This is a genomic window from Pseudomonas sp. SA233, assembly GCF_054792385.1.
In genome coordinates this window covers 3,210,173-3,234,342 of the sequence record NZ_CP096449.1, presented here as the reverse complement: position 1 = coordinate 3,234,342, position 24,170 = coordinate 3,210,173, and the positions used below count along the sequence as shown (strand labels likewise).

At 66.2% G+C, this 24,170-nt stretch carries 19 protein-coding genes; 17 read left to right on the top strand and 2 right to left on the bottom strand.

Annotation, left to right across the window (positions count from 1 at the left end; translation table 11 throughout):
* Window positions 1-106 precede the first annotated feature (106 nt).
* On the top strand, window positions 107-1,039 hold the full coding sequence (locus tag M1D87_RS14995; RefSeq protein ID WP_013972881.1) for a LysR family transcriptional regulator: 933 nt from the start codon (window positions 107-109) through the stop codon (window positions 1,037-1,039).
* Window positions 1,040-1,201: 162 nt separating this feature from the next.
* Here the strand turns inward: M1D87_RS14995 and M1D87_RS14990 are convergent, their stop codons facing one another.
* Together M1D87_RS14990 and M1D87_RS14985 are read right to left on the bottom strand one after the other, a co-directional pair.
* The gene (locus M1D87_RS14990) at window positions 1,202-2,353 is read right to left on the bottom strand and encodes an acyl-CoA dehydrogenase family protein (RefSeq protein WP_003258582.1); all 1,152 of its coding nucleotides are present in this window, start codon (window positions 2,351-2,353) and stop codon (window positions 1,202-1,204) included.
* 16 nt (window positions 2,354-2,369) lie between these two features.
* Complete coding sequence (locus M1D87_RS14985) at window positions 2,370-3,440, bottom strand: enoyl-CoA hydratase/isomerase family protein (protein ID WP_123085043.1); 1,071 nt, start codon at window positions 3,438-3,440, stop codon at window positions 2,370-2,372.
* A 252-nt stretch (window positions 3,441-3,692) separates the two neighbouring features.
* Here M1D87_RS14985 and mdcA point away from each other — a divergent pair, with 252 nt between their 5' ends.
* The 16 genes from mdcA to M1D87_RS14905 all read left to right on the top strand — a co-directional run bounded on the left by mdcA (window position 3,693) and on the right by M1D87_RS14905 (window position 24,121).
* Window positions 3,693-5,354: a malonate decarboxylase subunit alpha gene (gene mdcA / locus M1D87_RS14980; RefSeq protein ID WP_123085044.1), complete on the top strand. Its 1,662-nt coding sequence runs from the start codon at window positions 3,693-3,695 to the stop codon at window positions 5,352-5,354.
* Complete coding sequence (locus M1D87_RS14975; protein ID WP_123085045.1) at window positions 5,354-6,298, top strand: triphosphoribosyl-dephospho-CoA synthase; 945 nt, start codon at window positions 5,354-5,356, stop codon at window positions 6,296-6,298. The genes mdcA and M1D87_RS14975 overlap by 1 nt, the downstream gene beginning before the upstream one ends.
* Before the next feature lies 1 nt (window position 6,299).
* Entirely contained in the window at window positions 6,300-6,599 is a 300-nt protein-coding gene (locus M1D87_RS14970) for a malonate decarboxylase subunit delta (protein ID WP_123085046.1), read from the top strand.
* On the top strand, window positions 6,592-7,440 hold the full coding sequence (locus tag M1D87_RS14965) for a biotin-independent malonate decarboxylase subunit beta (RefSeq protein ID WP_123085047.1): 849 nt from the start codon (window positions 6,592-6,594) through the stop codon (window positions 7,438-7,440). Before M1D87_RS14970 ends, M1D87_RS14965 begins: the two co-directional genes overlap by 8 nt.
* On the top strand, window positions 7,437-8,228 hold the full coding sequence (gene mdcE, locus M1D87_RS14960; protein ID WP_123085048.1) for a biotin-independent malonate decarboxylase subunit gamma: 792 nt from the start codon (window positions 7,437-7,439) through the stop codon (window positions 8,226-8,228). The genes M1D87_RS14965 and mdcE overlap by 4 nt, the downstream gene beginning before the upstream one ends.
* 1 nt (window position 8,229) lies before the next feature.
* A complete protein-coding gene (locus M1D87_RS14955; RefSeq protein ID WP_123085049.1) occupies window positions 8,230-8,844 on the top strand; it encodes a malonate decarboxylase holo-ACP synthase in 615 nt (204 codons plus the stop codon).
* Complete coding sequence (gene mdcH, locus M1D87_RS14950; protein ID WP_123085050.1) at window positions 8,841-9,761, top strand: malonate decarboxylase subunit epsilon; 921 nt, start codon at window positions 8,841-8,843, stop codon at window positions 9,759-9,761. The genes M1D87_RS14955 and mdcH overlap by 4 nt, the downstream gene beginning before the upstream one ends.
* Window positions 9,762-9,965: 204 nt before the next feature.
* Window positions 9,966-10,388: a malonate transporter subunit MadL gene (gene madL / locus M1D87_RS14945; protein WP_003258591.1), complete on the top strand. Its 423-nt coding sequence runs from the start codon at window positions 9,966-9,968 to the stop codon at window positions 10,386-10,388.
* Between the two features lie 2 nt (window positions 10,389-10,390).
* Window positions 10,391-11,155, top strand: coding sequence for a malonate transporter subunit MadM (gene madM / locus M1D87_RS14940; RefSeq protein ID WP_024087229.1), 765 nt, complete (start codon window positions 10,391-10,393; stop codon window positions 11,153-11,155).
* Between the two features lie 629 nt (window positions 11,156-11,784).
* Window positions 11,785-17,631: a manganese-oxidizing multicopper oxidase MnxG gene (mnxG, locus tag M1D87_RS14935; RefSeq protein ID WP_123085052.1), complete on the top strand. Its 5,847-nt coding sequence runs from the start codon at window positions 11,785-11,787 to the stop codon at window positions 17,629-17,631.
* A gap of 20 nt (window positions 17,632-17,651) precedes the next feature.
* Entirely contained in the window at window positions 17,652-19,628 is a 1,977-nt protein-coding gene (locus tag M1D87_RS14930; RefSeq protein ID WP_039615435.1) for a YncE family protein, read from the top strand.
* Window positions 19,625-20,281 (top strand): SCO family protein, encoded by a 657-nt coding sequence (locus M1D87_RS14925; protein ID WP_015270598.1) that lies wholly within the window; start codon window positions 19,625-19,627, stop codon window positions 20,279-20,281. The genes M1D87_RS14930 and M1D87_RS14925 overlap by 4 nt, the downstream gene beginning before the upstream one ends.
* Window positions 20,278-20,943: an SCO family protein gene (locus tag M1D87_RS14920; protein WP_123085053.1), complete on the top strand. Its 666-nt coding sequence runs from the start codon at window positions 20,278-20,280 to the stop codon at window positions 20,941-20,943. Before M1D87_RS14925 ends, M1D87_RS14920 begins: the two co-directional genes overlap by 4 nt.
* 221 nt (window positions 20,944-21,164) lie before the next feature.
* Window positions 21,165-22,685, top strand: a complete 1,521-nt coding sequence (locus tag M1D87_RS14915; RefSeq protein ID WP_232880529.1) for a cytochrome c/ABC transporter substrate-binding protein — start codon at window positions 21,165-21,167, stop codon at window positions 22,683-22,685.
* 12 nt (window positions 22,686-22,697) lie between these two features.
* Complete coding sequence (locus tag M1D87_RS14910) at window positions 22,698-23,339, top strand: SurA N-terminal domain-containing protein (RefSeq protein WP_123085054.1); 642 nt, start codon at window positions 22,698-22,700, stop codon at window positions 23,337-23,339.
* Window positions 23,340-23,587: 248 nt separating this feature from the next.
* Window positions 23,588-24,121, top strand: a complete 534-nt coding sequence (locus M1D87_RS14905) for a response regulator (RefSeq protein ID WP_031325917.1) — start codon at window positions 23,588-23,590, stop codon at window positions 24,119-24,121.
* Window positions 24,122-24,170 lie beyond the last annotated feature (49 nt).

The window sequence follows — 24,170 nt, the reverse complement described above, 5'->3', positions numbered from 1 at the left end:
AATGTATGACTAATGATCCATTCATTGGCCATCCACAATAAATGGGCTAACCCGTGATAGATTCCTGCCTGTAACGCAAGAATAAGACCGAACAAGGAGCACCTTCATGGACATGCTGCATGCCATGCGTACCTTCGCCCGTGTGGTGGAATGCGGCAGCTTCGCTGCGGCCGCCAATGCCCTGGATATTTCCGCGGCGCAGGTTTCGCGCATTGTTGCCGAGCTGGAAAACCAGCTGCAGACCCGCCTGCTGCACCGCACCACGCGGCGTTTGCGCATGAGCGAGGCGGGCGAGCGGTTTCTCGAGCGCGCGCGGCAGATCATGTTGCTGACCGAAGAGGCGGTGGGTGAAGCCCGTGGCGCGCACCTCACGCCCCGCGGTCGCCTGCGCTTGCATTGCCCGCACGGGATGGGCCTGTTGCTGATGCCGCTGGTGGCCGGCTACAACGCATTGTGCCCGGAGGTGGTGATCGAACTGACCCTGTCCCAGCGCAACCCCGACCCGCTGGCCGAAGGGCATGACGTGGTGATTACCGTGGACGGTGCGTTGCCGGATTCGCAGCTGATCGCTGTGCCGCTGGGCAACATTTTCAGCATCCCCTGCGCGGCGCCGAGCTACCTGTTGGCCCACGGCGTGCCAGAGCGCCCGGAAGACCTGCACCAGCACCGTTGCCTGCGCATGGCTTATCCGATGTACGAAGGTGACTGGGTGTTTCCGCAAGGGGTGGACCAGTGCGTGATCGCACCGAACGACAGTTTTTCCACCAACGTCGCCGACGCCATGCTGGTGGCCAGCGAGCTGGGCATGGGCATTGGCCTGCTGCCGTTCTACACCGCCAGCCAGGCGATCGAGCAGGGGCGGTTGTGCCGCTTGCTGGCGCCGTATCGCCTGCGCGAGAGCGCGCTGTATGCGATTTACCCGTCACGGCATTATCTGGATGCCAAGGTGCGCACCTGGATCGACTACCTCAAGGAGCAACTGCCGGCGCTGTTCGAGGGGCATGCCAGGGTGGTGGATGATTCGCGGTATTGGCGATAGCCGAGTGCGGGGCGGTTAACGCTGGCCCTTGTAGGAGCGGCCTTGTGTCGCGATAGGGCCGCAAAGCGGCCCCAGGATGTCAGCTTCGATGCACAAATTGCTGGGGCCGCCATGCGGCCCTATCGCGACACAAGGCCGCTCCTACAGGGATCGCGCAAGGTTTTAAAGCGGGTAGTGCTTCAACTCCCGCGCAATCAGCATCCGCTGGATCTCGCTAGACCCTTCATAGATCTGCGTGATCCGCGCATCGCGGTAGTAGCGCTCGACCGGGTAATCCTCCAGGTAGCCATACCCGCCATGCACCTGGATCGCCATCGAACACACCCGCTCGGCCATCTCCGAGGCGAACAGCTTGGCCTGCGAAGCTTCCGACAGGCACGGCTTGCCGGCGCTGCGCAGGCGTGCGGCATGCAGGATCAGCAAGCGCGCGGCATTCACCTGCACCTGCATGTCGGCCAGCAGGTTGGCGATGCTCTGGTGTTCGTTGATCGGCTTGCCGAACTGCACCCGATCACGCGAGTAGGCCAACGCCGCCTCGAACGCGGCGCGGGCAATGCCCAGTGCCTGGGCAGCAATGCCGATACGGCCACCCTCGAGGTTGGACAGGGCGATGGCCAGGCCCTTGCCACGCTCACCGAGGATATTGGCGGCAGGGATGCGGCAGTTGTCGAAGGTGACCGCGCAGGTGTCGGAAGCGCGGATGCCCATCTTGTGCTCGCTGCGATCGACCTTGAAGCCCGGGTTGTCGGTGGGCACCAGGAACGCCGACAGGCCCTTTTTGCCCAGCTCCGGGTCGGTCACCGCGAAGACGATGGCCAGGCCGGCGCGGCGAGCGTTGCTGACGAACTGCTTGGCACCGTTGATCACCCACTGGCCATCCACCAGTTCGGCGCGGGTGCGCAGGTTGTGCGCCTCGGAACCGGCCTGTGGCTCGGTCAGGCAGAAGCAGCCGATCACCTCGCCGGTGGCCAGGCGTGGCAGCCACTGCTGTTGCTGTTCGGCCGTGCCGTAGGCCAGCAGCGGGCCGCAGCCCACCGAGTTGTGGATGCTCATCATCGCTCCGGTGGCACCGCAGCCGGCGGCGATCTCTTCCACCGCCAGGGCGTAGGCGACGTAGTCGGTGTAGCTGCCGCCAAAGTCTTCCGGCACCACCATGCCCAGCAGGCCCAGTTCGCCCATCTTGCGCACCACGCCATCGTCGATCCAGCCGGCCTTTTCCCAGGCCTGGGCATGCGGGGCGATCTCGCCGCGGGCAAAGTCCCGGGCCATGTCGCGGATCATGATCTGTTCTTCGCTCAGTTCCAGGTCTTGCATCTGTGTACTCCCGGGCTCACAGGCCTTCGAAGAATTGGTCGACCCGCTGGCGTTGCAGTGCGGCCAGGGTCGGCGGGTTCCAGCGTGGCTGCTTGTCCTTGTCGATGATCAGCGCGCGCACGCCTTCGATGATGTCGCCGTGCTGGAACCACTGGCGGTCCAGGTGCAGCTCCATGGCAAAGCAGTCGTCAAGGCTCAGGTGGCGACCCCGGCGCAGCATCTCCAGAGTAACCGCCATGGCCAGCGGCGAGCGGCTTTCCAGCTGGTCGGCGGTGGCTACCGCCCAGGCGTGGCTGTCGCCAATGCTCACCGCACGCAGTTGCTCGACGATGGCAGGCACGTCGGGCAGGGCAAAGAAGTGGTCGATGACCGGGCGCAGTTTTTCCAGCGGCGCATCGTCGAGCACCTGGGTGCCGAGCTTGGCCAGCAGGTTCTGCAGGTCCTTGAGTGGCTGGTCGCCGAAGTGCAGCTGGTCCAGGCCCTGGTCGAGGGCTGCCAGCTGGTCGCTGGCGAGGTACCAGTCGGCCAGGCCGCAGTACAGTGCATCGGCAGCCTGGATCTGGCTGCCGCTGACCCCCAGGTAGATGCCCAGCTCGCCAGGGATGCGCGACAGGAAGTAGCTGCCACCCACATCCGGGAAGTAGCCGATTGCCACTTCGGGCATGCCCAGGCGGCTGCGTTCGGTGACCACGCGCAGGTCGCAGCCCTGGGCCAGGCCCATGCCGCCACCGAGGGTGAAGCCGTCCATCAGCACCAGCACCGGCTTGCGGTAGCGGTGGATGGCCAGGTCGAGGGCGTATTCCTCGACGAAGAAGGTTTCATGCAGCGTTTCGCCGGCCTTGAAGCTGTCGTGCAGCGAGCGGATATCGCCACCGGCGCAGAACCCTTTCGGGCCTTCGCCACGCAGTACCACGGCGTGCACGTGCGGGTCTTCGGCCCACTGGTCGAGGTGCTGGCGCAGGCTGCGGACCATGTCCAGGGTCAGGGCATTGAGGCCGGCGGGGCGGTTCAGGGTCAGATGGCCGATCTGGTTGCGGACCTCGGCCAGCACATGGTCGGTTGCCGAGGTATGAGCGTGCGCAGTCATTGCGTTCTCCCTGCTTTGTTATTGATTTTCCAAGTGAAGTCTGGAGTTCGCTGGAGGATCGCAGGATCCTGTCATGCGAATTTGCCTTGCACAATCGACAATTGTGCAAGGGCATCGTGCATTTTTGCCCTGCCCGAAGGTAGCGCGCTCCAATCATTAACCTGACAGTAACGAAAGCGCCAGTAGCTTGATTGATCCCCCCACCACCCCAGCCCTAAGGTGACCCCACGACAGCGAACCCGTGGAGTCACCATGACAACAACCAAGAATCCACCGCCGCAATGGTCGCGGCGGCGCGCCGAAAAGCAGCGCCGCCTTGACCGGGTCCGCCACCTCGCCGACGGCGTGGTGCTGCCCACCGAGCGTATCGTCGAAGCCCTGGAACTGCTGCTGGCCCCCGGCGACCGGGTAGTGCTCGAAGGCAACAACCAGAAGCAGGCCGACTTCCTTTCCCGCGCGCTGGCCAAGGTCGACCCTGCGCGCCTGCACGACCTGCACATGATCATGCCCAGCGTCAGCCGGGCCGAGCACCTCGACCTGTTCGAACGTGGTATAGCCCGCAAGCTCGACTTCTCGTTCGCCGGCCCGCAGAGCCTGCGCATTGGCCAGCTGCTGGAAGACGGCCTGCTCGAAGTCGGTGCCATCCACACCTATATCGAGCTGTACTCGAGGCTGCTGGTCGACCTGATCCCCAACGTCACCCTGGTGGCTGGCTTCATGGCCGATCGCGACGGCAACCTGTTCACCGGCCCCAGCACCGAAGACACCCCGGCCTTGGTGGAGCCGGCTGCGTTCAGCGACGGCATCGTCATCGCCCAGGTCAACCAGCTGGTGGACCGCGTGGATGACCTGCCACGGGTCGATATCCCGGCATCCTGGGTCGATTTCGTGGTGGTTGCCGACCAGCCTTTCTATATAGAGCCCCTGTTCACCCGCGACCCGCGCCATATCAAGCCGGTGCACGTGCTGATGGCGATGATGGCTATTCGCGGCATCTACGAAAAGCACCAGGTGCAGTCGCTGAACCATGGCATTGGCTTCAACACCGCCGCCATCGAGCTGATCCTGCCCACCTATGGCGAATCCCTGGGCCTGAAGGGCAAGATCTGCCGCAACTGGACACTCAACCCGCACCCGACACTGATCCCGGCCATCGAGACCGGCTGGGTGGAAAGCGTGCACTGCTTCGGCACCGAACTGGGCATGGAGGACTACATCGCCCAGCGCCCGGATGTGTTCTTCACTGGCCGTGATGGTTCGCTGCGTTCCAACCGCATGATGTGCCAGCTGGCCGGGCAGTACGCCGTCGACCTGTTCATCGGCGCCACCCTGCAGGTGGATGGCGATGGCCATTCCTCGACCGTGACCCGCGGCCGCCTGGCCGGCTTCGGCGGCGCCCCGAACATGGGCCACGACCCCCGTGGCCGTCGCCATGCGACCCCGGCCTGGCTCGACATGACCGTGCCGGAAACCATGCTCGAACGCGGTCGCAAGCTGGTGGTGCAGATGGTCGAGACCTACCAGGAAGGCGGCAAGCCTACCTTCGTGGAAACCCTCGATGCCGTGGAAGTGGCCAGGAAAGCCGGCATGCCGCTGGCGCCGGTGATGATCTACGGCGACGACGTTACCCACCTGCTGACCGAGGAGGGCATTGCCTACCTGTACAAGGCCCGCAGCCTGGAAGAGCGCCAGCAGATGATCGCCGCCGTGGCCGGGGTTACCGCTATCGGCCTGCGGCACGACCCCAAGGACACTCAGCGCCTGCGCCAGCAGGGCCTGGTCGCCTTGCCCGAAGACCTCGGCATCCGCCGTACCGACGCCAGCCGCGAACTGCTGGCCGCGCGCAGCATCGCCGACCTGGTCGAATGGTCTGGCGGCCTCTACAACCCGCCTGCACGGTTCAGGAGCTGGTGATGAAAGCACTCGACTTGCAACCGCGTGGGCTTCTTCGCCAGCACAGGAATAGTGATGCATCTGGAAATTGCGCGATCCTTGTGGGAGCGGGTTCACCCGCGAAGAGGCCAGCACAAGCAACCGAATTACCCCTGGCCGACCACCTGGCCGACCTGGCCGTGGAAGCCCTGATCGACGAAGCCGACCTGTCCCCCAAACCCGGCCTGGTCGACCGCCGTGGCAATGGCGCCCACCACGACATGACCCTGGCCCTGATGCATGCCTCGGCCCTGGCCCTGTGGCCTTGCTTGCGCAACATGGCCGAAGCCGCCCGGGCCATCGGCACCCTCGGCCAGCCCCTGCGCGCCACCTTGGGCCAGCTCGGCCGCGAAGGCGAGGCGGCGATGCTGGCCGCCACCGGCGGGGTCAACACCCACCGCGGCGCAATCTGGGCCCTCGGCCTGCTGGTTGCATCCAAGGCCCTCGACACCCAGGCCGATACCAACACCCTGGCTGCCCGTGCCGGGCGCATCGCACTGTTCGACGACCCCGCCATGACCACCCAGGACAGCCATGGCCTGCAGGTACGCCGCCGCTATGGCACTGGCGGCGCCCGCGAACAGGCGCAACAAGGTTTCCCGGCGGTTATCGGTCACGGCCTGCCACAACTGCAGCGCAGCCGCGCCGCCGGTGCCAGCGAGCCGCACGCCCGGCTCGACGCGCTGCTGGCGATCATGGCCGTGCTCAACGATACCTGCGTGCTCTGGCGCAGCGGCCCGACCGGGCTGGCTGCCGTCCAGCACGGCGCCCGTAGTGTGCTGAGCGAAGGCGGCAGCGCCACGCTGGCCGGGCGCCGACAGCTGCGCCGGCTGGACCAGCAACTGCTGCAGCTGAATGCCTCACCGGGCGGCGCCGCCGATCTGCTGGCCGCCTGCCTGTTCCTCGACAAAGCCGGGAGCCTGTGACATGGAAACCCTGACCTTTCAATTCCCCGCCGCCGCCCCTGGGCGTGGCCGCACGCTGGTGGGCTGCGTCAGCTCCGGTGACCTTGAAGTGCTGATCGAACCCGGCACCGCCGGTAGCCTGCAAATCCAGGTGGTGACTTCGGTCAACGGCGGCGCTGCCCGCTGGGCGCAGCTGTTCCAGCGCCTGTTCGAGGGCCGCACCTGGCCGGCCGTGAACATCGACATCCATGATTTCGGCGCCACCCCAGGCGTGGTGCGCCTGCGCCTGGAGCAAGGCTTCGAGGAGATCGCCCATGACTGATATCGCACGCTTGCTGCACAGCCGCAGCTTTGTCGAACTGGGCGCCCGCCAGCGCGCCCGCGCCGTGCTCGACCCGGGCAGCTTCCGTGAGCTGCTGGGCCCGTTCGACCGGCTGATGTCACCGTGGCTGCCGCGCCAGGGCATCGTGCCCCAGGCCGATGATGGCGTGGTCATCGCCAAGGGCCTGCTGAACGGGCGCAACGCTGTGGTCGCTGCCATCGAAGGCAGTTTCCAGGGCGGCAGCATGGGCGAGGTGGGAGGGGCCAAGATCGCCGGTGCGCTGGAGCTGGCCATCGAAGACAACCGCAACGGCATCCCCACCTGCGCCGTGCTGCTGCTGGAAACCGGCGGTGTACGCCTGCAGGAAGCCAACCTGGGCCTGGCGGCGATTGCCGAAATACAGGCGGCGATTGCCGAGCTGCGCGCCTGGCAGCCGGTGGTCGGCCTGGTCGCAGGTTCGGTCGGCTGTTTCGGCGGCATGTCCATCGCCGCCGGCCTGTGCAGCCACTTGCTGGTCACCCGCGAAGCCCGCCTGGGCCTCAACGGCCCGCAAGTGATCGAGCAGGAAGCGGGCATCGGTGAATACGACGCCAAGGACCGCCCCTTCATCTGGAGCTTGACCGGCGGCGAGCAGCGCCACGCCAGCGGCCTGGTCGATGCCTGTGTGGCCGATGACATCGAGGCGTTGCGCGAACGCTTGCTGCAATTGCTCGACGAGCCTTCAAGGGATCGCGCCGGTCAATACGCCTGGTTCCTCGAACGCCTGGCCCGGCTGGGCGATGACTGCACGCAACTGGATGCCGCTGCCGTGCGTGACCTGTACCAAGGAGAAGCCAAATGAACCGTGCCTTGAACTGGCTGCCGGGCCTGGCCGGTGGGCAAGCCTTGCCCGGCTACCCCGCGTCGTTGCGGGTAATCGACGGCGAACTGGACAACCGCCTGGCGCGTTTCATCGCCGTGGTGCCGGACGCCGACAACCCTTTCCCCCGGGCGCGCTCGGGCGAAGTCGGCCTGCTGGAAGGCTGGGGCCTGGCCAAGGCCGTGAGCGAAGCGGTCGAGGCTGACCGCCACGGCCAAAAGCGCGCCATCGTCGCGGTGATCGACGTGCCCAGTCAGGCCTATGGCCGCCGTGAGGAAGCCTTGGGGATTCATCAGGCGTTGGCCGCTGCGGTGCAGGCCTATGCCCAGGCACGGCTGGCCGGGCACCCGGTGATAGGCCTGCTGGTCGGCAAGGCCATGTCCGGTGCCTTCCTGGCCCACGGTTACCAGGCCCAGCGCCTGATCGCCCTGGACGATGCCGGGGTCATGGTGCACGCCATGGGCAAGGCGGCGGCGGCGCGCATCACCCTGCGCAGCGTCGAGCAACTGGAAGCCCTGGCCGCCGAGGTGCCGCCGATGGCCTACGACCTGGCCAGCTACGCCTCGCTGGGCCTGCTGTGGCGCCGCCTGACGGTGGACAACGCCGAGACGCCGAGCAGTGCCGACATCGCCCAGGTACGTGCCTGCCTGGCTGATGCGGTGCGCGACATCGGCAGCTCGAGCGACCTGTCGTCGCGGCTGACGGGCGAAAACCGCAGCGCCTCGCGCCAAGTGCGCGAACAGCTGCGCCGCCAGTGGCAGGGCGCTTGAGATGAACGCGCCAAGGCCGCACGACCTGCTCTGGGGCATGCCCATATCGGGCCTGCCTGCTGATGCACCGCAGTGGGCGCAGGATGTGCTGCTGAGCGGCCAGCCGGTGGTGGTGCGCCGTGCCACCTGTGCGAACGGCTGGGTGGCGGTGGGGCTGCGTGGCCAGGGCAGGGCGCAGCGGTCGGGTGTACTGATGCGGCTGGCCGACATCCAGTGTCAGCAAGGCCCCGAAGCGCTGCGCTGGCAAGCTGAGAGCCCTTGGCCTGCATTGCAGGCCCTGGCTTCGGTCGCCCCGGTACTGGATGCCAGCGGCCTGGCCTGGGGGCCGACAGGTGGGGTGGGGTACCAGATCGCCACCGGTATGGAGGTGGTACACGCCGACAGCGACCTGGACTTGCTGCTGCGCGCGCCACAACCGCTGGCCCGGGCGCAGGCGCGTGAGCTGCTGGATATCCTCGATTGCGCGCCTTGTCGTATCGACCTGCAGCTGGAAACCCCGGCGGGTGCCGTCGCCCTGCGTGAGTGGGCCGGCTTCGCCCGCCGCGTGCTGCTCAAGTCGGCCCATGGCCCACGCCTGGTCAGCGACCCATGGGCAGAGATGGAGCGTGCCGCATGAGCAGCCTGTTCGCCTTCCCCGGCCAGGGCGCCCAGCAGGTGGGCATGCTGCAGCGCCTGCCTGAGGGGGCCGGGCAATTGCTGGAAGAGGCCAGTGACACCCTCGGCCAGCAGGCCCTGGCGCTGGACAGCCAGCAGGCCCTGCAGACGACCCGTGCCGTGCAGCTTTGCCTGCTGCTGGCTGGCGTGGCCTGGGCGCGCTGGCTGATGCAGCGCAGCCCCGCGCCGGATTACGTGGCGGGCTTGTCGATTGGCGCCTACCCGGCGGCGGTCACGGCGGGCGCCCTGGGCTTTGCCGATGCCGTGCGCCTGGTTGCCCTGCGTGGCGAACTGATGCAGCGCGCCTATCCGCAAGGCTACGGCATGACCGCACTCAGCGGCCTGGACCTGGCCTGTGTCGAACGCTTGTTGAGCGATACGGGCGGCGAGGTGTATGTCGCCAACCTCAACAGCGACAACCAGATCGTCATTGCCGGCAGCGATGGTGCGATGGCTGCGATTGCCGCCAAGGCACGCCGCCTGGGCCATGGCGTTGCCCGGCGCCTGGCGGTCAGCGTGCCGTCGCATTGCCTGTTGCTGGATGGCCCGGCGGCCGAACTGGCCAGTGCCTTCGCCACGGTCGAGCTGCAGCGACCGCGTATCACCTACCTCAGCGGCAGCAGCGCTCGGCCGATATTCGACCCACAGCGTCTGCGCGACGACCTGGCCGGCAACATGGCGCGGGTGGTCGACTGGCGTGCTACGTTGCGCAACGCCTATGAGCGTGGCGTGCGCCTGCACCTGGAACTGCCGCCCGGCAACGTGCTCGGCGGGCTGGCCCGGCCGGTGTTCGAACAGGGCAGGGTGGTTGCTGTTGAAGGCACCCGCTGGGACACCCTGGATGCGCTGCTGCGCCAGGAGGTGGCCGACGAACGATGACAGCGGCACTGCGGCGGATGGCGACCCCTGTGGGAGCGGCTTTAGCCGCGAAGAATCCAATGCGGTGCATGGCACCGGCTGCGCCGGTGTTCGCGGCTAAAGCCGCTCCCACAGAGTTCAGTTCCATGGGGGCAAAAGCTGCACAAAAGTGTGTTTACGAAGAACAACAACAAGCAACTTCGACACTACCTGAGGACAACAACAATGATCATCTATGGTGTGGCACTGCTGGCGGTCTGCACGCTTGCCGGCGTCATCGTCGGCGACTTCCTGGGCGTGCTGCTGGGCGTCAAATCCAATGTGGGCGGGGTCGGCATCGCCATGATCCTGCTGATCTGCGCACGCCTGTACATGCACCGCAACGGCGGCATGAGCAAGGAATGCGAGTTTGGCGTGGGCTTCTGGGGCGCCATGTACATCCCGGTGGTGGTGGCCATGGCTGCCCAGCAGAACGTGGTCACTGCCCTGCACGGCGGGCCGGTGGCGTTGCTGGCGGCGGTGGGTGCGGTACTGGTGTGCGGTGCGACCATTGCCCTGATCAGCCGCAGCCACCGCGGCGAACCCCTGCCGGCAGTGGAGGCCGGCCCCGAAAGCAATGTGCAGGCTGCCCCTGCAGGAGGGCGTTGATCATGTGGCCGATCATTGACAATGCCCTGGAACATAACGGTTTGATCACTGCCTTTGCGGTGGTGGGCGCGATCATGTGGTTGTCGGTGGTGCTGTCGAAGTACCTGACCTTCGGCCGCGTGCACGGCTCGGCCATCGCCATCGTCATCGGCCTGGTGCTGGCCTGGGTCGGCGGCACCATTACCGGTGGCCAGAAAGGCCTGGCCGACATGGCGCTGTTCTCCGGCATCGGCCTGATGGGCGGGGCCATGCTGCGCGACTTCGCCATTGTCGCCACGGCCTTCGAGGTGCAGGCCACCGAGGCGCGCAGGGCCGGGATGATCGGCGCGGTGGCGCTGCTGCTCGGCACGGTGCTGCCGTTCATTGTCGGCGCTGCGGTGGCCTACGCCTTCGGTTACCGTGATGCGGTGAGCATGACCACCATTGGTGCGGGTGCGGTGACCTATATTGTCGGGCCGGTGACCGGGGCAGCGTTGGGGGCCAGCTCGGACGTGATGGCGCTGTCGATTGCCACCGGGCTGATCAAGGCGATCCTGGTGATGGTGTTCACCCCGGTATCGGCGCGCCTGCTGGCGCTGGACAACCCACGTTCGGCGATGGTGTTCGGCGGGTTGGCGGGGACGGTGTCGGGGGTGACGGCCGGGCTGGCGGCGACCGACCGGCGCCTGGTGCCGTACGGGGCCCTGACAGCCACCTTCCATACCGGGTTGGGCTGCCTGATGGGCCCGTCGATCCTGTACTTCTGCGTACGCGCCCTGGTCGGTTGACAACGATCTGCTGGACTGCGCAGACCCCTTGTAGGAGCGGCCTTGTGTCGCGATCGGGCCGCAACGCGGCCCCGATAATTCCTAAGCGGGTCGTTTCTGAAGTATTTGGTTTCATGTTCAGAAATGTCTTACAGGTGATGGCCTTGTTGGCTGTGGGGTGTAGGGCGAGGGGTTGGGGTCAGGGCTGCCATGTGTCCGGCACTGCATTTTCAGCGCCTGTGAGATCGAGCGCCGCCCGCGCGGCGCTTCGCAGCACAAGGCTGCTCCTACATCTGTTTCTGGCCAGTAACGCCTGTGCCAACGCGCGCGACCGCCTTGTTTGTCCGGCACGATATCGAGGTGGACGCCAAGGGGCCGCGCGCCTTTGCCTCAGGAATAATTGGCCCGAAACAGATGTAGGAGCAGCCTTGTGCTGCGAAGCGCCGCGCGGGCGGCGCCCGATCTCCCAGGCACTGAAAATCTCATGACGAACACCCGCAACCCACCCCCCGTTTCGGGGAAAGCCGCTGGGGAATCCTCCCCAATCTGTTTCGTTTGCCGCTGCAACCTACTGAAAATAAAAGCAATCCGCTCCTGGCATACACCTTGCTCCAGCTCCACGCAGAGATCCTGTGTCCCGGAGGTGCAGCATGTCCATGCCACTCAAAGGCCCCATCCTGTCATCACTCGTTCTGGCCTTGCTCGGCTGGGAGTCGACCAGCGAAGCCGCCGTGCAGTGCCAGCGCACCCTGGTCGCCAACGTGGTGGCGCTGGACCAGCCACTGATGTTCAACCGCCTTGGCGCGCAAAACGCCAACGGCATGATGTTCGCCCTGCGCGAGGATGTGGTGGACGACAAGATGGTCCCCCTCAGCAGCGGCGGGGCGGCAGTACCGGGCAAGGTCACCCTGCGCCCGGACAAGCGCCCGCGGCCCATCGTGCTGCGGGTGGCCGCCGGTGAATGCCTTACCGTCAACCTGACCAACCTGCTCGACTACAAGGCCAACCCCAACAAGCACGGCATCGAGGCCGAAGAGGCTGAGGGCGAAGAGGAGGGGCCGGAGCTCGAAAACGAAGCCGCCGAAGGCTTCGTCGCCGACGAGCAGGTGGCCGAGCGCATGGTCGGCTTCCAGGTCAACGGCATGCAGGCGGTCAACAGCATTGCCGACATTTCTGCCTACACCGGGCGTAACGGCAACTTCTTTGTCAGCCCCGGCAGCACCCGCAGCTATACCTTGTACGCCGAACGCGAAGGCGCTTTTGCCGCTACCAGCAAGGCCGCCACCTTCGGCGGCGAGGGCACTGCGGGCAACGTTGCCAACGGCCTGTTCGGCCAGGTAGTGGTGGTGCCCAAACTCGGCCGCACCTACCGCAATACCCTCACCGAAGAAGAAATGCGCCTGGCCACCACCGGCCGTACCGCCACCGGCCAGCCGGTGATCGACTACGAAGCCCGCTACCCGCAAACGCAACCCTGGATCGCCGAAGGCAAGGCTGGCAAGCCGATCATTGCCATGGTCGACGGCAACCAGATCATCAACAGCGAAACCGATGCCATCGTCATGGGCCCCAACCCCGATGGCAGCTTCCCCAAATCCACCTACCCGCTGGAAAGCCTGGGCAAGCGCAACCCGGCGTTGCCCAACCGCCTGGAGGCGTTCCGTGACTTCGCCTCGCAGTTCGCCGACGAGGTCGCCGGCACCCAGGCGTTCCCTGGCTACTGGGCCGACCCGGTGATGGGCCACGTACTGGAACCCACCCGCGACTCGTTCATGATCAACTACGGTTCCGGTGGCATGGGCGCGGAAGTGGTGGCCAACCGCCTGGGCGTGGGGCCGATGCACGACTGCCTGTCGTGTGCCTATGAGGAGTTCTTCCTCAGTGCGCACACTGTCGGTGACGTCGGTACCCTGGTGGACGTGCCGGCCAACGTCGGCCTGGAGCACATTCGCCCTGGCGAGGTGCCACCGGCCAGCGCCGTCGGGGTCAAGGCCAGCATGGCCCTGTTCCCGGCGGAACCGGCCAACGTGCACCACAGCTACATTGGTGACTTCACCAAGTTCCGCAACACCCACAACGGCCATGAACAGCACATCTTCCACCTGCATGGCCACCAGTGGCTGTTCAACCCCAATGACGACAATTCCGACTACATCGATGCCCAGGGCATCGGCGCGGGGGTCGGCTACACCTACGAAATCGCCAACGGCGGTGCGGGCAACCGCAACCGGGTGGCGGGCGATGCCATTTACCATTGCCACTTCTACCCGCACTTCGCCCAGGGCATGTGGGCCATGTGGCGGGTGCACGACGTGTTCGAGGAAGGCACCCGCCTGGAAGTGAGCGGGCAGGGCGAGAACGGCTTCCACAGCACCCCGTTCGCCCTGCGTAGCGGCAAGCCGGCGGTTGGCGCGCGGGCCTTGCCCGATGGCGAGATCGTTGCGGGTACGCCGATCCCGGCCATCGTGCCGCTGCCCGGCAAGGCCATGGCGCCGATGCCAGGCAAGGTGGTAGTGGTACCGAAGCTGTCCGAAGAGCTGGTTGCCGCCAATGACGACGACGAGCCCGAAGAAGAAGAGGATGAAGAGCCAGCCAACCAGGAGCCGGTTCGCAAGGCCATCGGCTCGCTGGCGCTGGTCGACCGCAGTGACGCCAACCGCAACGCCGACGGCACCTTGAAAAACCCTGGCTATCCGTTCTGGATCGGCGGCATGGAAAGCAGCGTGGGCAACCGCCCACCAACCCCGCCACTGGACATGCTCGACCCGGCCATGGCACGCCAGCTCAAGGAAAGCGGCAAGGCGCTGTGGGCCAACCTTGACCCGAACCAGGTCGATGGCTGGGATGGCGGCCTGGGGCGCCACGCGCTGGACGGCGTATCTGCAGGCGGCGAGGCCGAAACCACCACCACCAAGCTCGATTTCACCAAGGTGGTACAAAAGGCCAAGCCCATCTACCTGCCGGAAGAGGGCACCGATGTCGAGCAGGCAGCCATGCAGTTCCATGCCCAGGCCGAACACCAAAGCTTTGCCCTGATCCCCGGCAGCCAGCCGGTGGCCAAGGCGTTCCGCACCAATGGCGCCTTGCCGACTGCCGGCGCGCCGTTCTACGAGCCGTGCATGGATGACCGGGGCAAACGCCTGACCCAATCTTCCGGGGTAGGCGAGTTCTTCAGCGGCGAAAGCCTTTCGGGCCTGAACTTCCGGGGCTCCTCGGCCTTCACCGCCGACCACCCACGCATCTACAAGGGCGCCAACATCCAGTTCGACGCGGTGTACAACAAGGTCGGCTACCACTTCCCGCAGGCCCGCATCATCGCCCTGTGGGAGGACGCCTGGCCGGTGATCACCAAGCAGCGCCCGCCAGAGCCACTGGTGATGCGCATGAACACCTTCGACTGCACCATGTACCAGCACACCAACCTGATCCCGAACATCTACGAGATGGACGACTACCAGGTGCGCACCCCGACCGACGTGATCGGCCAGCACATCCACCTGCCCAAGTGGGACCTGACCGCCGCCGACGGCTCGGCCAACGGCTGGAACTACGAAGACGGCATCCTCTCGCCCGGCAGCGTGGTCGAGCGGGTGCAGGCCATTCGTGCCTACAACGGCTGCACCCAGGGCGATAGCCGCGACGGCACCGCCGCCTGCCCGCAAGCCCGGCAGCACCCATACTTCGGCCGCTTCGGCCGGGCCGACTGGCTGGGCGCACGCACGGCCATGCAGCGCTGGTTCGCCGACCCGCTGGTGAACGTGTACAACGTCGACCGTGGCCTGGGCACCATCTTCACCCACGACCACCTCGGCCCATCGACCCACCAGCAGCTTGGGCTGTATGCCACCGTACTGGCCGAACCGGCCAACTCCACCTGGTACCACGCCGAAACCGGCGAGAAGCTGTACAACCCGGCCACGCGCCAGGACGGTGGCCCGACCTCGTGGCAGGCGGTGATCCAGACCGGTGACCACGATGGCGACGGCAAGAACGACAGCTACCGCGAGTTCTTCCTGGAATACAGCGACTTCCAGCACGCCTACGAGGCCGGTGTGTACGTCGGCGCCGGGCCGGACGGCATCCCCAATGCCCAGTCCTACCCGGCCACCGCCGACAGCTTCCGCTACGCCATCAACCCGCCGGTGCGCGGCAAGGCGTCGAACCTGCTGGAGGCCATCGTCGAGGAACGCGGCGGCATCAACCCGGGCTGCCCAAGCCGGCCCTGCCCGCAGGCAATCTCGGTGGATGACCCGGGCATGTTCGTCGTCAACTACCGCAACGAGCCCCTGGCCCTGCGTGTGTACGACCCGAACAAGGTCGGCCCGGACGGCAAGCGTGGCATGCAGGCCGACGGCCTGGCCGGCGACCTCAGCTATGCCTTGCAAACCCGTACCGACCGGGCGATTCCCGCCATGAACCTGGCTCCGTCGGCGGTTACTTCGGCCGTGGGCCCCACCGGCGGCACCACGCTGTTCCCGCCGCACATCAACGCGGCCGGCAGCGAACCGGGCGACCCGTTTACCCCGATGCTGCGCACCTACTCCGGTGACAACGTACGCCTGCGCATGCACGCCGGCGGCCATGAAGAGGAGCACAACGTCACCTTGCATGGCGTGAAGTGGCTGCAGAACGGCACCGGCTACGGCAACAGCTCCAACTCGGGCTGGAAGTCATCGCAGATGATCGGTATTTCCGAGCAACTGGGCTTCATGGCGCCGGTGTCAATGATCTCCAGTTCGGCGGCCACCAACGGTGACTACCTGTATTCCCTGGATGCGGCCCTGGAGGGCTACTGGAACGGCATCTGGGGCATCATGCGCAACTACACCGCGCAGCGTGCCGACCTGTTCCCGCTGCCCAACAACCCGCAGCCAGTGGCCATGCGCAACACCGTCAACTTCGACGGCATCTGCCCGAAAACCACGGCCAACCCCAATGGCATCGGCACCCGCCCGACCGTCAAACGCAACTACGAGGTCGTCGCGGCCCTGGCCAACGACATTCTCGAGAACCGCAACGGCGTCAGCATCAACGACCCGGCCGGTGTCGGCCAGCATGTCGGCGGCCCGCTCAAGGCCAATGGCGGCACCTTGGTGTTCAACAGCCGCAAGACCGCCATCCCGCTGGTCAGTGGGGTAGACCCCGAAGACGGGGAACCCTTCACCATCGGTGGCCACAGCGCGCCGCTGCACGACCCGACCGCGATCCTGTACGTGCGCAAGGCCGACCTGGACGCCACCACCGGCAAGCTCAAGGCGGGCGTGCCCGTGGAGCCGCTGGTGCTGCGCGCCAACGCCGGCGAGTGCATCAGCATCACCCTGGAAAACCGCCTGCCGCTGGTGATGCCGGACCTGCCCAGCACGGCCGTGATGCACAACGTGGTCAAGCGTGACCGCTTCGACAGCGAGGGTGCCACCGCCTTTGCCAACAACCTGATGCGGCCGTCCAGCCACGTGGGCCTGCATGCCCAGCTGCTGGCCTACGACATCACCAAGTCCGATGGCGCCAACGTCGGCCTCAACCCGGTGCAGACCGTAGCCCCGCGTGCCGGCACCAGTGGCGCCTGGCCGACCCGTACCTACCAGTACTATGCCGGCCACCTGGAGCGTGAAGGCAAGCCGGTGTCGCAGCTGGGCCGCATGGTGGACAACATCAACACCACGGCCATCGAATTCGGCGGCCTCAACCTGACCCCGTCAGACTTCATCAAGCAGCCGCAGAAAGGCCTGGTGGGTGCCATGAGCATCCTGCCACAGACCGCCACCTGGACCGAGGACACCGCAACACGGGCCCAGGCCACGGTCAAGGTCACCGGCCAGCCCGACTACCGCGACTTCGTCACGGTCTGGCAGCGTGCGCTGAACATGCGCTGGGCCGACGGCCGCCCGGTGGAGGGCATCAATACCGAAGGCAACGGCGCCGCCGGCGACCCGCAGGACAACGGCAACATGGCGGTCAACTACAAGACCGAACCCCTGTGGCTGCGCTTCGGCATGGCCCCCGACTCACCCTTCGGCCGCGCCGGTGGCCTGGGCTTTGGCGATGTGCCCAATGCCCACATGGCCTACGCCAACGCCCTGGTCGGTGGCGACCCGCAAACCCCGGTGCTGTACGCCAAGCCCGGCCAGCCAGTGCGCAACCATATCGTGATGCCCAGTGGTGGCAGCCGCGGCATGGTCTACCAGCTGGATGGCCACTTGTGGCCGCTGCACAACTACCAGGCCGAGAAGAACGACGTGGACGGCTACCCGCTGAGCCTGCCTGGCATCGGCTCGGTGCGCTTCGGCTACAACCCGATGGCCATGTACATCGGTGCCCAGGAAAGCGTGCTGCCGGCCGCGCACTTCAGCTTCATGCTGCCCAGTGCCGGCGGCGCCAACGCGGTGGCGGGTGACTACCTGTTCCGCGACTACGCCGCCTACGGCAACCTCTCGGGGCTGTGGGGGATCTTGCGGGTGACCAATGAAGCGCCGCCGGCAACGGCACCGGCGCAGTGACGGTAAATGGGGGCGCGAAAATGAACAAGAAGACCCGCCTTGCATGCATGGGGGTAGCACTGGGGGCAGCGCTGATCGGCCTGGGCGTGGCCTATGAAAGCCTGTGGTGCGATCCGCGCGAGTATTTGCAGGGCTCTGCCGACCCGCAGGCCCCGCACCGGCTCAGCCGCGACGGTGTGACCGTGGAGTTCGAGGCCCGGCCGCTGGCGGGGGATGAGCTGCAGGAAGGCAGCTTCGCCAACATCCGTTTCAAGGTCAGCGACCAGGCCAGTGGCCAACCGCTGTCGGGCATGGCCCCGGGGGCGTGGCTCGACCCGACGCAGTCGGCCCCGGAGGGCGACCGCGACCAGAGCTGCAAGGCCCGTGTCGCGCTGTTCCTCAAAAGCAGTATTGGCGCCCGGCCTTTGCTCGACCTGAACAGTTACTTCCTGTTGATGATGAACAAGGACGCCAGCCTGACGGTGATCGACCCGACCGTATCGGTGGGCGGCGTGACCAGCACCATGGCCCGCATCGACCTGCCTGGGCGGCCCATGGACTGGGTAGCCACCGCTGACGACAGGCAGGTGTTCGTGTCCATTCCCGAGCGCGGCAAGGTCTCGGTGATCGACACCGAGACCTTCACCCGCGTGGCCGACCTGGACGCTGGCGACCAGCCGCTGCGCGTGGCCCTGCAACCGGACCAGCACCGGCTTTGGGTAGGCAACAACAGCAGCGACCCGGCCAAGGGCGGGGTAACGGTGATAGACGTACCGGGGCGCAACACCCTGAAAACCTTCAACACCGGCGGCGGCCACCACGAAATCGCCTTCAGTGGTGACTCCCGCTACGCCTATGTCAGCAACCGCGACAGCGGCACCCTGAGCGTGATCGACATCCCGGAAATGCGCCTGGCCAAGACCATCAAGGTTGGCCCGCACCCGCTGTCGGTCAGCTATTCGGCGTTGTCCCAGGCGGTGTACGTGGTCGATGGCGAGGAGGGCAGCGTGCGCGTGTTCGATGCCCGCAACCACCAGCTACGCCACACGGTCCAGGCCGAGCAGGGCCTGGGGCCGATGCGTTTCAGCAGCGATGGCCGCTATGGCATCGTGCTCAACACCCTGGAGAACCAGGCCCTGGTGATCGACGCCAGTACCGACAAGCTGATCCACCGGATCCCGGTGGCGGCCGAACCGTATCAGCTGACTTTCACCAAGGGCTATGCCTACGTGCGCGGCCTGGCTTCACCGAAGGTGAGCATGATCAACCTGGCCAGCCTGGGCGAAGGGCGTTCGCCGATCATCCAGGGCTTCGAGGCCGGCCCGGCGGCGCCACGCCAGGCTGGCGACCTGCCGCTGGCTCAGGGGCTGTCGGTGTCGCGCGACGACAATTCGGTGTTCGTGGTCAACCCGGTGGACAACACCACCTACTTCTACGCCGAAGGCATGAACGCACCGATGTCCGGCTACAACAACCGTGGCCACCAGGCCCGTGCCGCCATCGTCGTCGACCGCAGCCTGCGCGAACTGGCGCCGGGCGTGTATGGCTCGACGGTGAAGATGCCCGCCGCCGGCAAGTTCGACGTGGCCTTTTTGCTCAACCAGCCGCAGATCATCCACTGCTTCAGCACCGATGTGGTCGCAGCGCCGAATGCCGGCAAGCGCAAGGGCGCGCATGCCGAGTTCATCGGCCTGGACCGGCCGTTGTCGCAGCACAGCGCCGTGACCGCACGGGTGCGCATCGTCGGCGACGACGGCCTGCCGCGCCTGGGCCTGAGCGACCTGAGCCTGCGCTACTTCCTGGCGCCTTCGTCGATGCCACGCAACCTGCAGCTGGAGGAGGTGGGTGAGGGCATTTATCAGGCGGCCCTGACCCTGCCCGAAGCTGGCGCGTGGTACCTGCACGTGCAGTCGCCGTCGCTGGGGCGCAAGTTTGCCGAAGAAAACTACACCAGCCTGCGCGTGCTGCCGGCCGCAACGTCCACCGTTTCCGATAATGACGTGAGGAATCTGCGATGAACGCCAAGCATGCTTGCACATTGTTGGCCCTGAGCCTCGCTTTTGCCGGCAACCTGGCCCTGGCCCATGGCGGCCACGACCACAACGGCCACGCCGAACAGCCGCCGGCGGCGCGCCAGGAAAAGGCCAGCGTGCGCTTTGCCGATGTCTCGCTGCTGAACCAGGACGGCATGCCGGTACGCCTGGAAAAAGACCTGGTGGGCGACCACCTGGTGGTCATGGGCTTTATCTACACCAGCTGCACCACGGTGTGCCCGGTGGTGTCGTCGATCATGGGCAAGGTCCAGCAGCAACTGGGTGGCCGGGTAGGGCAAGACATTCACCTGGTATCGATCAGCGTCGACCCGCAACGTGACGACGCCAAGCGCCTGCAGGACTACGCCAAGGCCTTCCAGAAGGGGCCGGGCTGGAGCTGGCTGACCGGCACGCCATATGCCATCAGCGAAACCCTCAAGGGCCTGGGCAGCTTCAGCGCCGACCTCAGCCAGCACCCGCCGCTGATTCTGGTGGGGGACGGGCGCACCGGCCACTGGACGCGCTACTACGGCTTCACCGACCCGGCAGTGCTGATCGACGAAATCAACCGCCTAGGCGCCCGCCGGGTGCATGCCAAGAGCACGGCGATTGCCGACCATCACGAGGTGCAACCATGAGCCTGGTAAGCTCCCGTCGCGCAGGCATGCGCGCTTTTGACTGGCTGATGCTGGGTGGCTGCCTGTGGATCCTCGCCTCGGTGGCGTTCGCCCATGAAGGCCATGCCCCGCAGGCGCCAGAACCGCAGCCGGCACCGCAGGCGATGACCAGTGGCGGCGGTACCCGCGATGCCCAGGCCTGGTTCACCGACACCGTGCTCAAGGACCAGAATGGCCGCGAGCTGCGCTTCTACAGCGATGTGCTCAAGGACAAGGTGGTGATGCTCAACGTGATCTTCACCCATTGCACCGACGCCTGCCCGCTGATTACCCGCAAGTTGCGCGAAGTGCGCGAGACCATGGGGCCGCAGCTGGCCAGCCAGGTGACCTTCGTGTCGATCAGCAGCGACCCGCTCAATGACACCCCCGAAGTGCTCAAGGCGTTTGCCGGGAAGCAGGGCGTGGATGGGCCCAACTGGTTGTTCCTGACCGGTGACAAGGCCAATGTCGATTTGGTGCTCGGGCGCATCGGCCAGTTCCTGCCCAGCCCCGAGCAGCATTCGACACAGCTGATTGCCGGCGATGTGGCCGGCAAGCGCTGGAGCAAGATCCGCCCGGATGCACCGCCGGCGGCGATTGCCCAGCGCATGCAGTTGCTGGCACTGCCTTTGGCAGGGCGGTGAGCATCATGCGCAGTACTTCGCCAATGCCGACGCCAAATTTGGCGCGAATCCCGGCGCGAATCCCTGTAGGAGCGGCCTTGTGTCGCGATCGGGCGCGCAGCGGCCGTAAAACCGGCATACCCGGAGTACCTGATGAAACACATTCGCCGGTCCTGCGGCCGCTGCGCGCCCGATCGCGACACAAGGCCGCTCCTACAGGGATTCGCGTCTGTATTGAGGCAGTGCTGCGCTATCTGGCATTCGCATTAGGTATTGCCATATGCAGCGGTGCACTCGCCCTGGACCTGACCGAACATGAACAAGCCGGCAAACACCTCTACCGCCAGGGCGTCTCCAGCAGCGACGCACAACTGCAAGCCCGGGTCGGTGCCAGCGACATGACGGTCCCCGCCAGCGTGCTGCCCTGCGCCAGCTGCCACGGCAACGATGGCCGCGGCCGTGCCGAAGGGGGCGTACGCCCGCCCAGCCTCGACTGGCAGCGTCTGGCGCAAGGCCAGGGCGAACGCGAGGTCAACGGCCGCCGCTATCCGGCTTACACCGACAGCAGCTTGGCCCGGGCGATTCAGCACGGCGTCGACCCGGCAGGCAATCGCCTGGACCCGGCCATGCCGCGCTTCGAACTCACCTTGGCCGACCAGCGCAACCTCACGGCCTACCTCAAGCGCCTGGCCCAGGAGCGCGACCCCGGCGTGGAGGAGGGCGTGCTGCGCCTGGGGACCTTGCTGCCGGCATCCGGCCCGCTGACCGAGGCCGGGCAGGTGGTGCGTGCGGTGCTGGAAGACGGCCTGACGCAACTCAACCAGCAGGGTGGCATCCACGGGCGACGCCTGGAGCTGGTGGTGCTCGACCCGGGATCCGACCCGGCTAGCGCCGAACGGGCGCTGAAGCAGTTGCTGGAGCAGGAGCAGGTGTTCGCCCTGATCGCGCCATTGGCACCCATGCTCGACCAGCGCCTGGCAACCTTGCTGGCGCCACACAATGTACCGCTGATCGGCAGTACCCCACGCAGCGGCGGCAGCCCACAGATTTTCGACCCGTTGCCCGGCTTGCCCGCGCAATTGCTGAGCCTGGCCGGCCACGCCCGCGCGGCGCTGGGGCTGGCTGCCAACGACCTGCGTGTGGTGTATGCCGGCAATGAACAAGCGGCGTTGGCCGAACAGGTGCGCGAACGCCTTCAGCAGCAGGGCTGGTCACCACCTGCGGCCCAGGCCTTTGCTGGCCAGGCCGTGGACGGGCAGGGCATTGTCTTCCTCGGCCGTGCCCAGGCCTTTGCCGAACTGGCTTCGGCGCTGCAGTCAGCCGGCCGCCAGCCGTACCTGTTTGCCGCCTCCAGCCAGGTGACCGGCGCCGTGGCGCGCTTGCCCGAGTTCTGGTCGCAACGGGTGTTCCTGGCTTATCCCTACGTGCCTGGGGACTGGACCGAACAGGGCCAGGCGATTCTGGCCGGCCTGCAGCAGCGTCAGGGCCTCGACCCTCGCCAGGCGTCGTTGCAGGTCAACACCCTGTGCGCGCTGCGCCTGCTGAGTGAAGCGTTGAAGCAGACAGGCCGCGACACCAGCCGCGAGCAGCTGATTGCCGCGCTGGAAGGCCTGCATGATGTGTCCACCGGCCTGACCCCGGCCCTGGGCTTCGGCCCCGGTCGCCGCCAGGGCATGGCCGGTGCCCATGTGGTGGCGGTGGCCCTGCCCGGGCCGCGCTTCACCGCGGTCACCCCATACCGGCCACTGCCGGACAGCCCTTGAGCGGAGGTTGCCATGCGCGTTCTGTTGTTGTGCCTGTTGCAGGTGTTGGCCAAGGCAAGCTGGGCTGATATGCCGGCGGCGCGGGTCAATGGTGTGGAGATCGAGACGATGCGCCTGGAGCGCTATTTCAGCGAATATCTGGATGCCCAGGGCCGCGCGGTGGCCAGTATCCGCAACCCGAACCTGTACCAGCGCCTGCGCGACCAGGCACTGGATGAACTGATCGACAAGGAGCTGTTGTGGCAGGAGGCCCAGCGCCGCGGCATAGCCATCAGCGACGAGCAGGTGTCGGCGCATGTGGGCGAGGTCGAGGCCGCGCTTGGCAGCCCGGCAATCTTTGAACGGCGGCTGGCGGAAGCGGGCTTCGATAGGGCACAGTACAATGAGTACACCCGGCGCGAGCTGGCCGCGCAGCAGGTGTATGCCCAGCTCAGCGCTGTCGCCGCGCCCAGCCAGGCCGAAGTGGAGGCATTCTACGATGCCAGCCTGGAAACCCTGCAAGGAGTGCAGAAACAAAATGACGAACCTTCGGTCATACGCGAACAGGGACTGGTTCAAGCCAGGGCCACGCTCATCGGGCAGCGGGAGGCGCAGGCGCGCCTGTCCGTGCGCCAACGTTTGCGTGCGTCCGCTATCGTGGAGATTGCCGACTGAGGTGACTGATGGCGTTTCCCCAATCATGGGGAATAACGATCTGGCAGTGTGCCATCAGTTTCCCCGCATGTGGGGAACCAGGCCGGTGCGCCTGCCCGCTGCGTTACGGATGTTGATCGGTACCCCTGGTGAATCAATGACTTACAGTGGTGCAGCATGATTTTTCACGCCTGGCACGAAGCCTGCTCAAGCCTGTACAGGGGCGCACTTCGCAGACCGGGTTACCGGGCAGTTCTTGGGAGTCGACCTTGGTGAACAGAGTATTGGTAGTCGATGACGAACAGACTCTTGCGCAGAACCTGCAAGCGTACCTGCAGGCGCAAGGCCTGGAAGTTCATGTTGCCCACGACGGTGCCAGTGGTATCGAGCAGGCTGCAAGCCTGGCACCGCAAGTGATCGTGCTGGATTACCGCTTGCCCGACATGGAGGGTTTTCAGGTTCTGGAGACCGTACGCAGGAACAGGCAGTGCCACTTCGTGCTGATTACCGCCCACCCCACCGTCGAGGTGCGTGAGCGGGCCGCCGAACTGGGTGTGAGCCATGTCCTGTTCAAGCCGTTCCCGTTGGTGGAACTGGCCCGTGCAGTCTTCGACCTGATGGGCATCGAGCGCCGGCGCAGGGCCACGGACAACCCGGCTGAAGGGTTTGTCGAACGACGCCAGAACAGGAACGAATCGTTCCCCCTGCAGTTGTACGATGGAAGCTGGGTATTGGCCGACCGCCGCCGCAACGGCGCCAAGCCCCCGGGGCCCGACGACGATCAACTGCTCACAGGGGAATAGCGGCGCCCGCACCCCTGGCCGAGCCAGCCTGCGACGCGCCCCTGAGCGG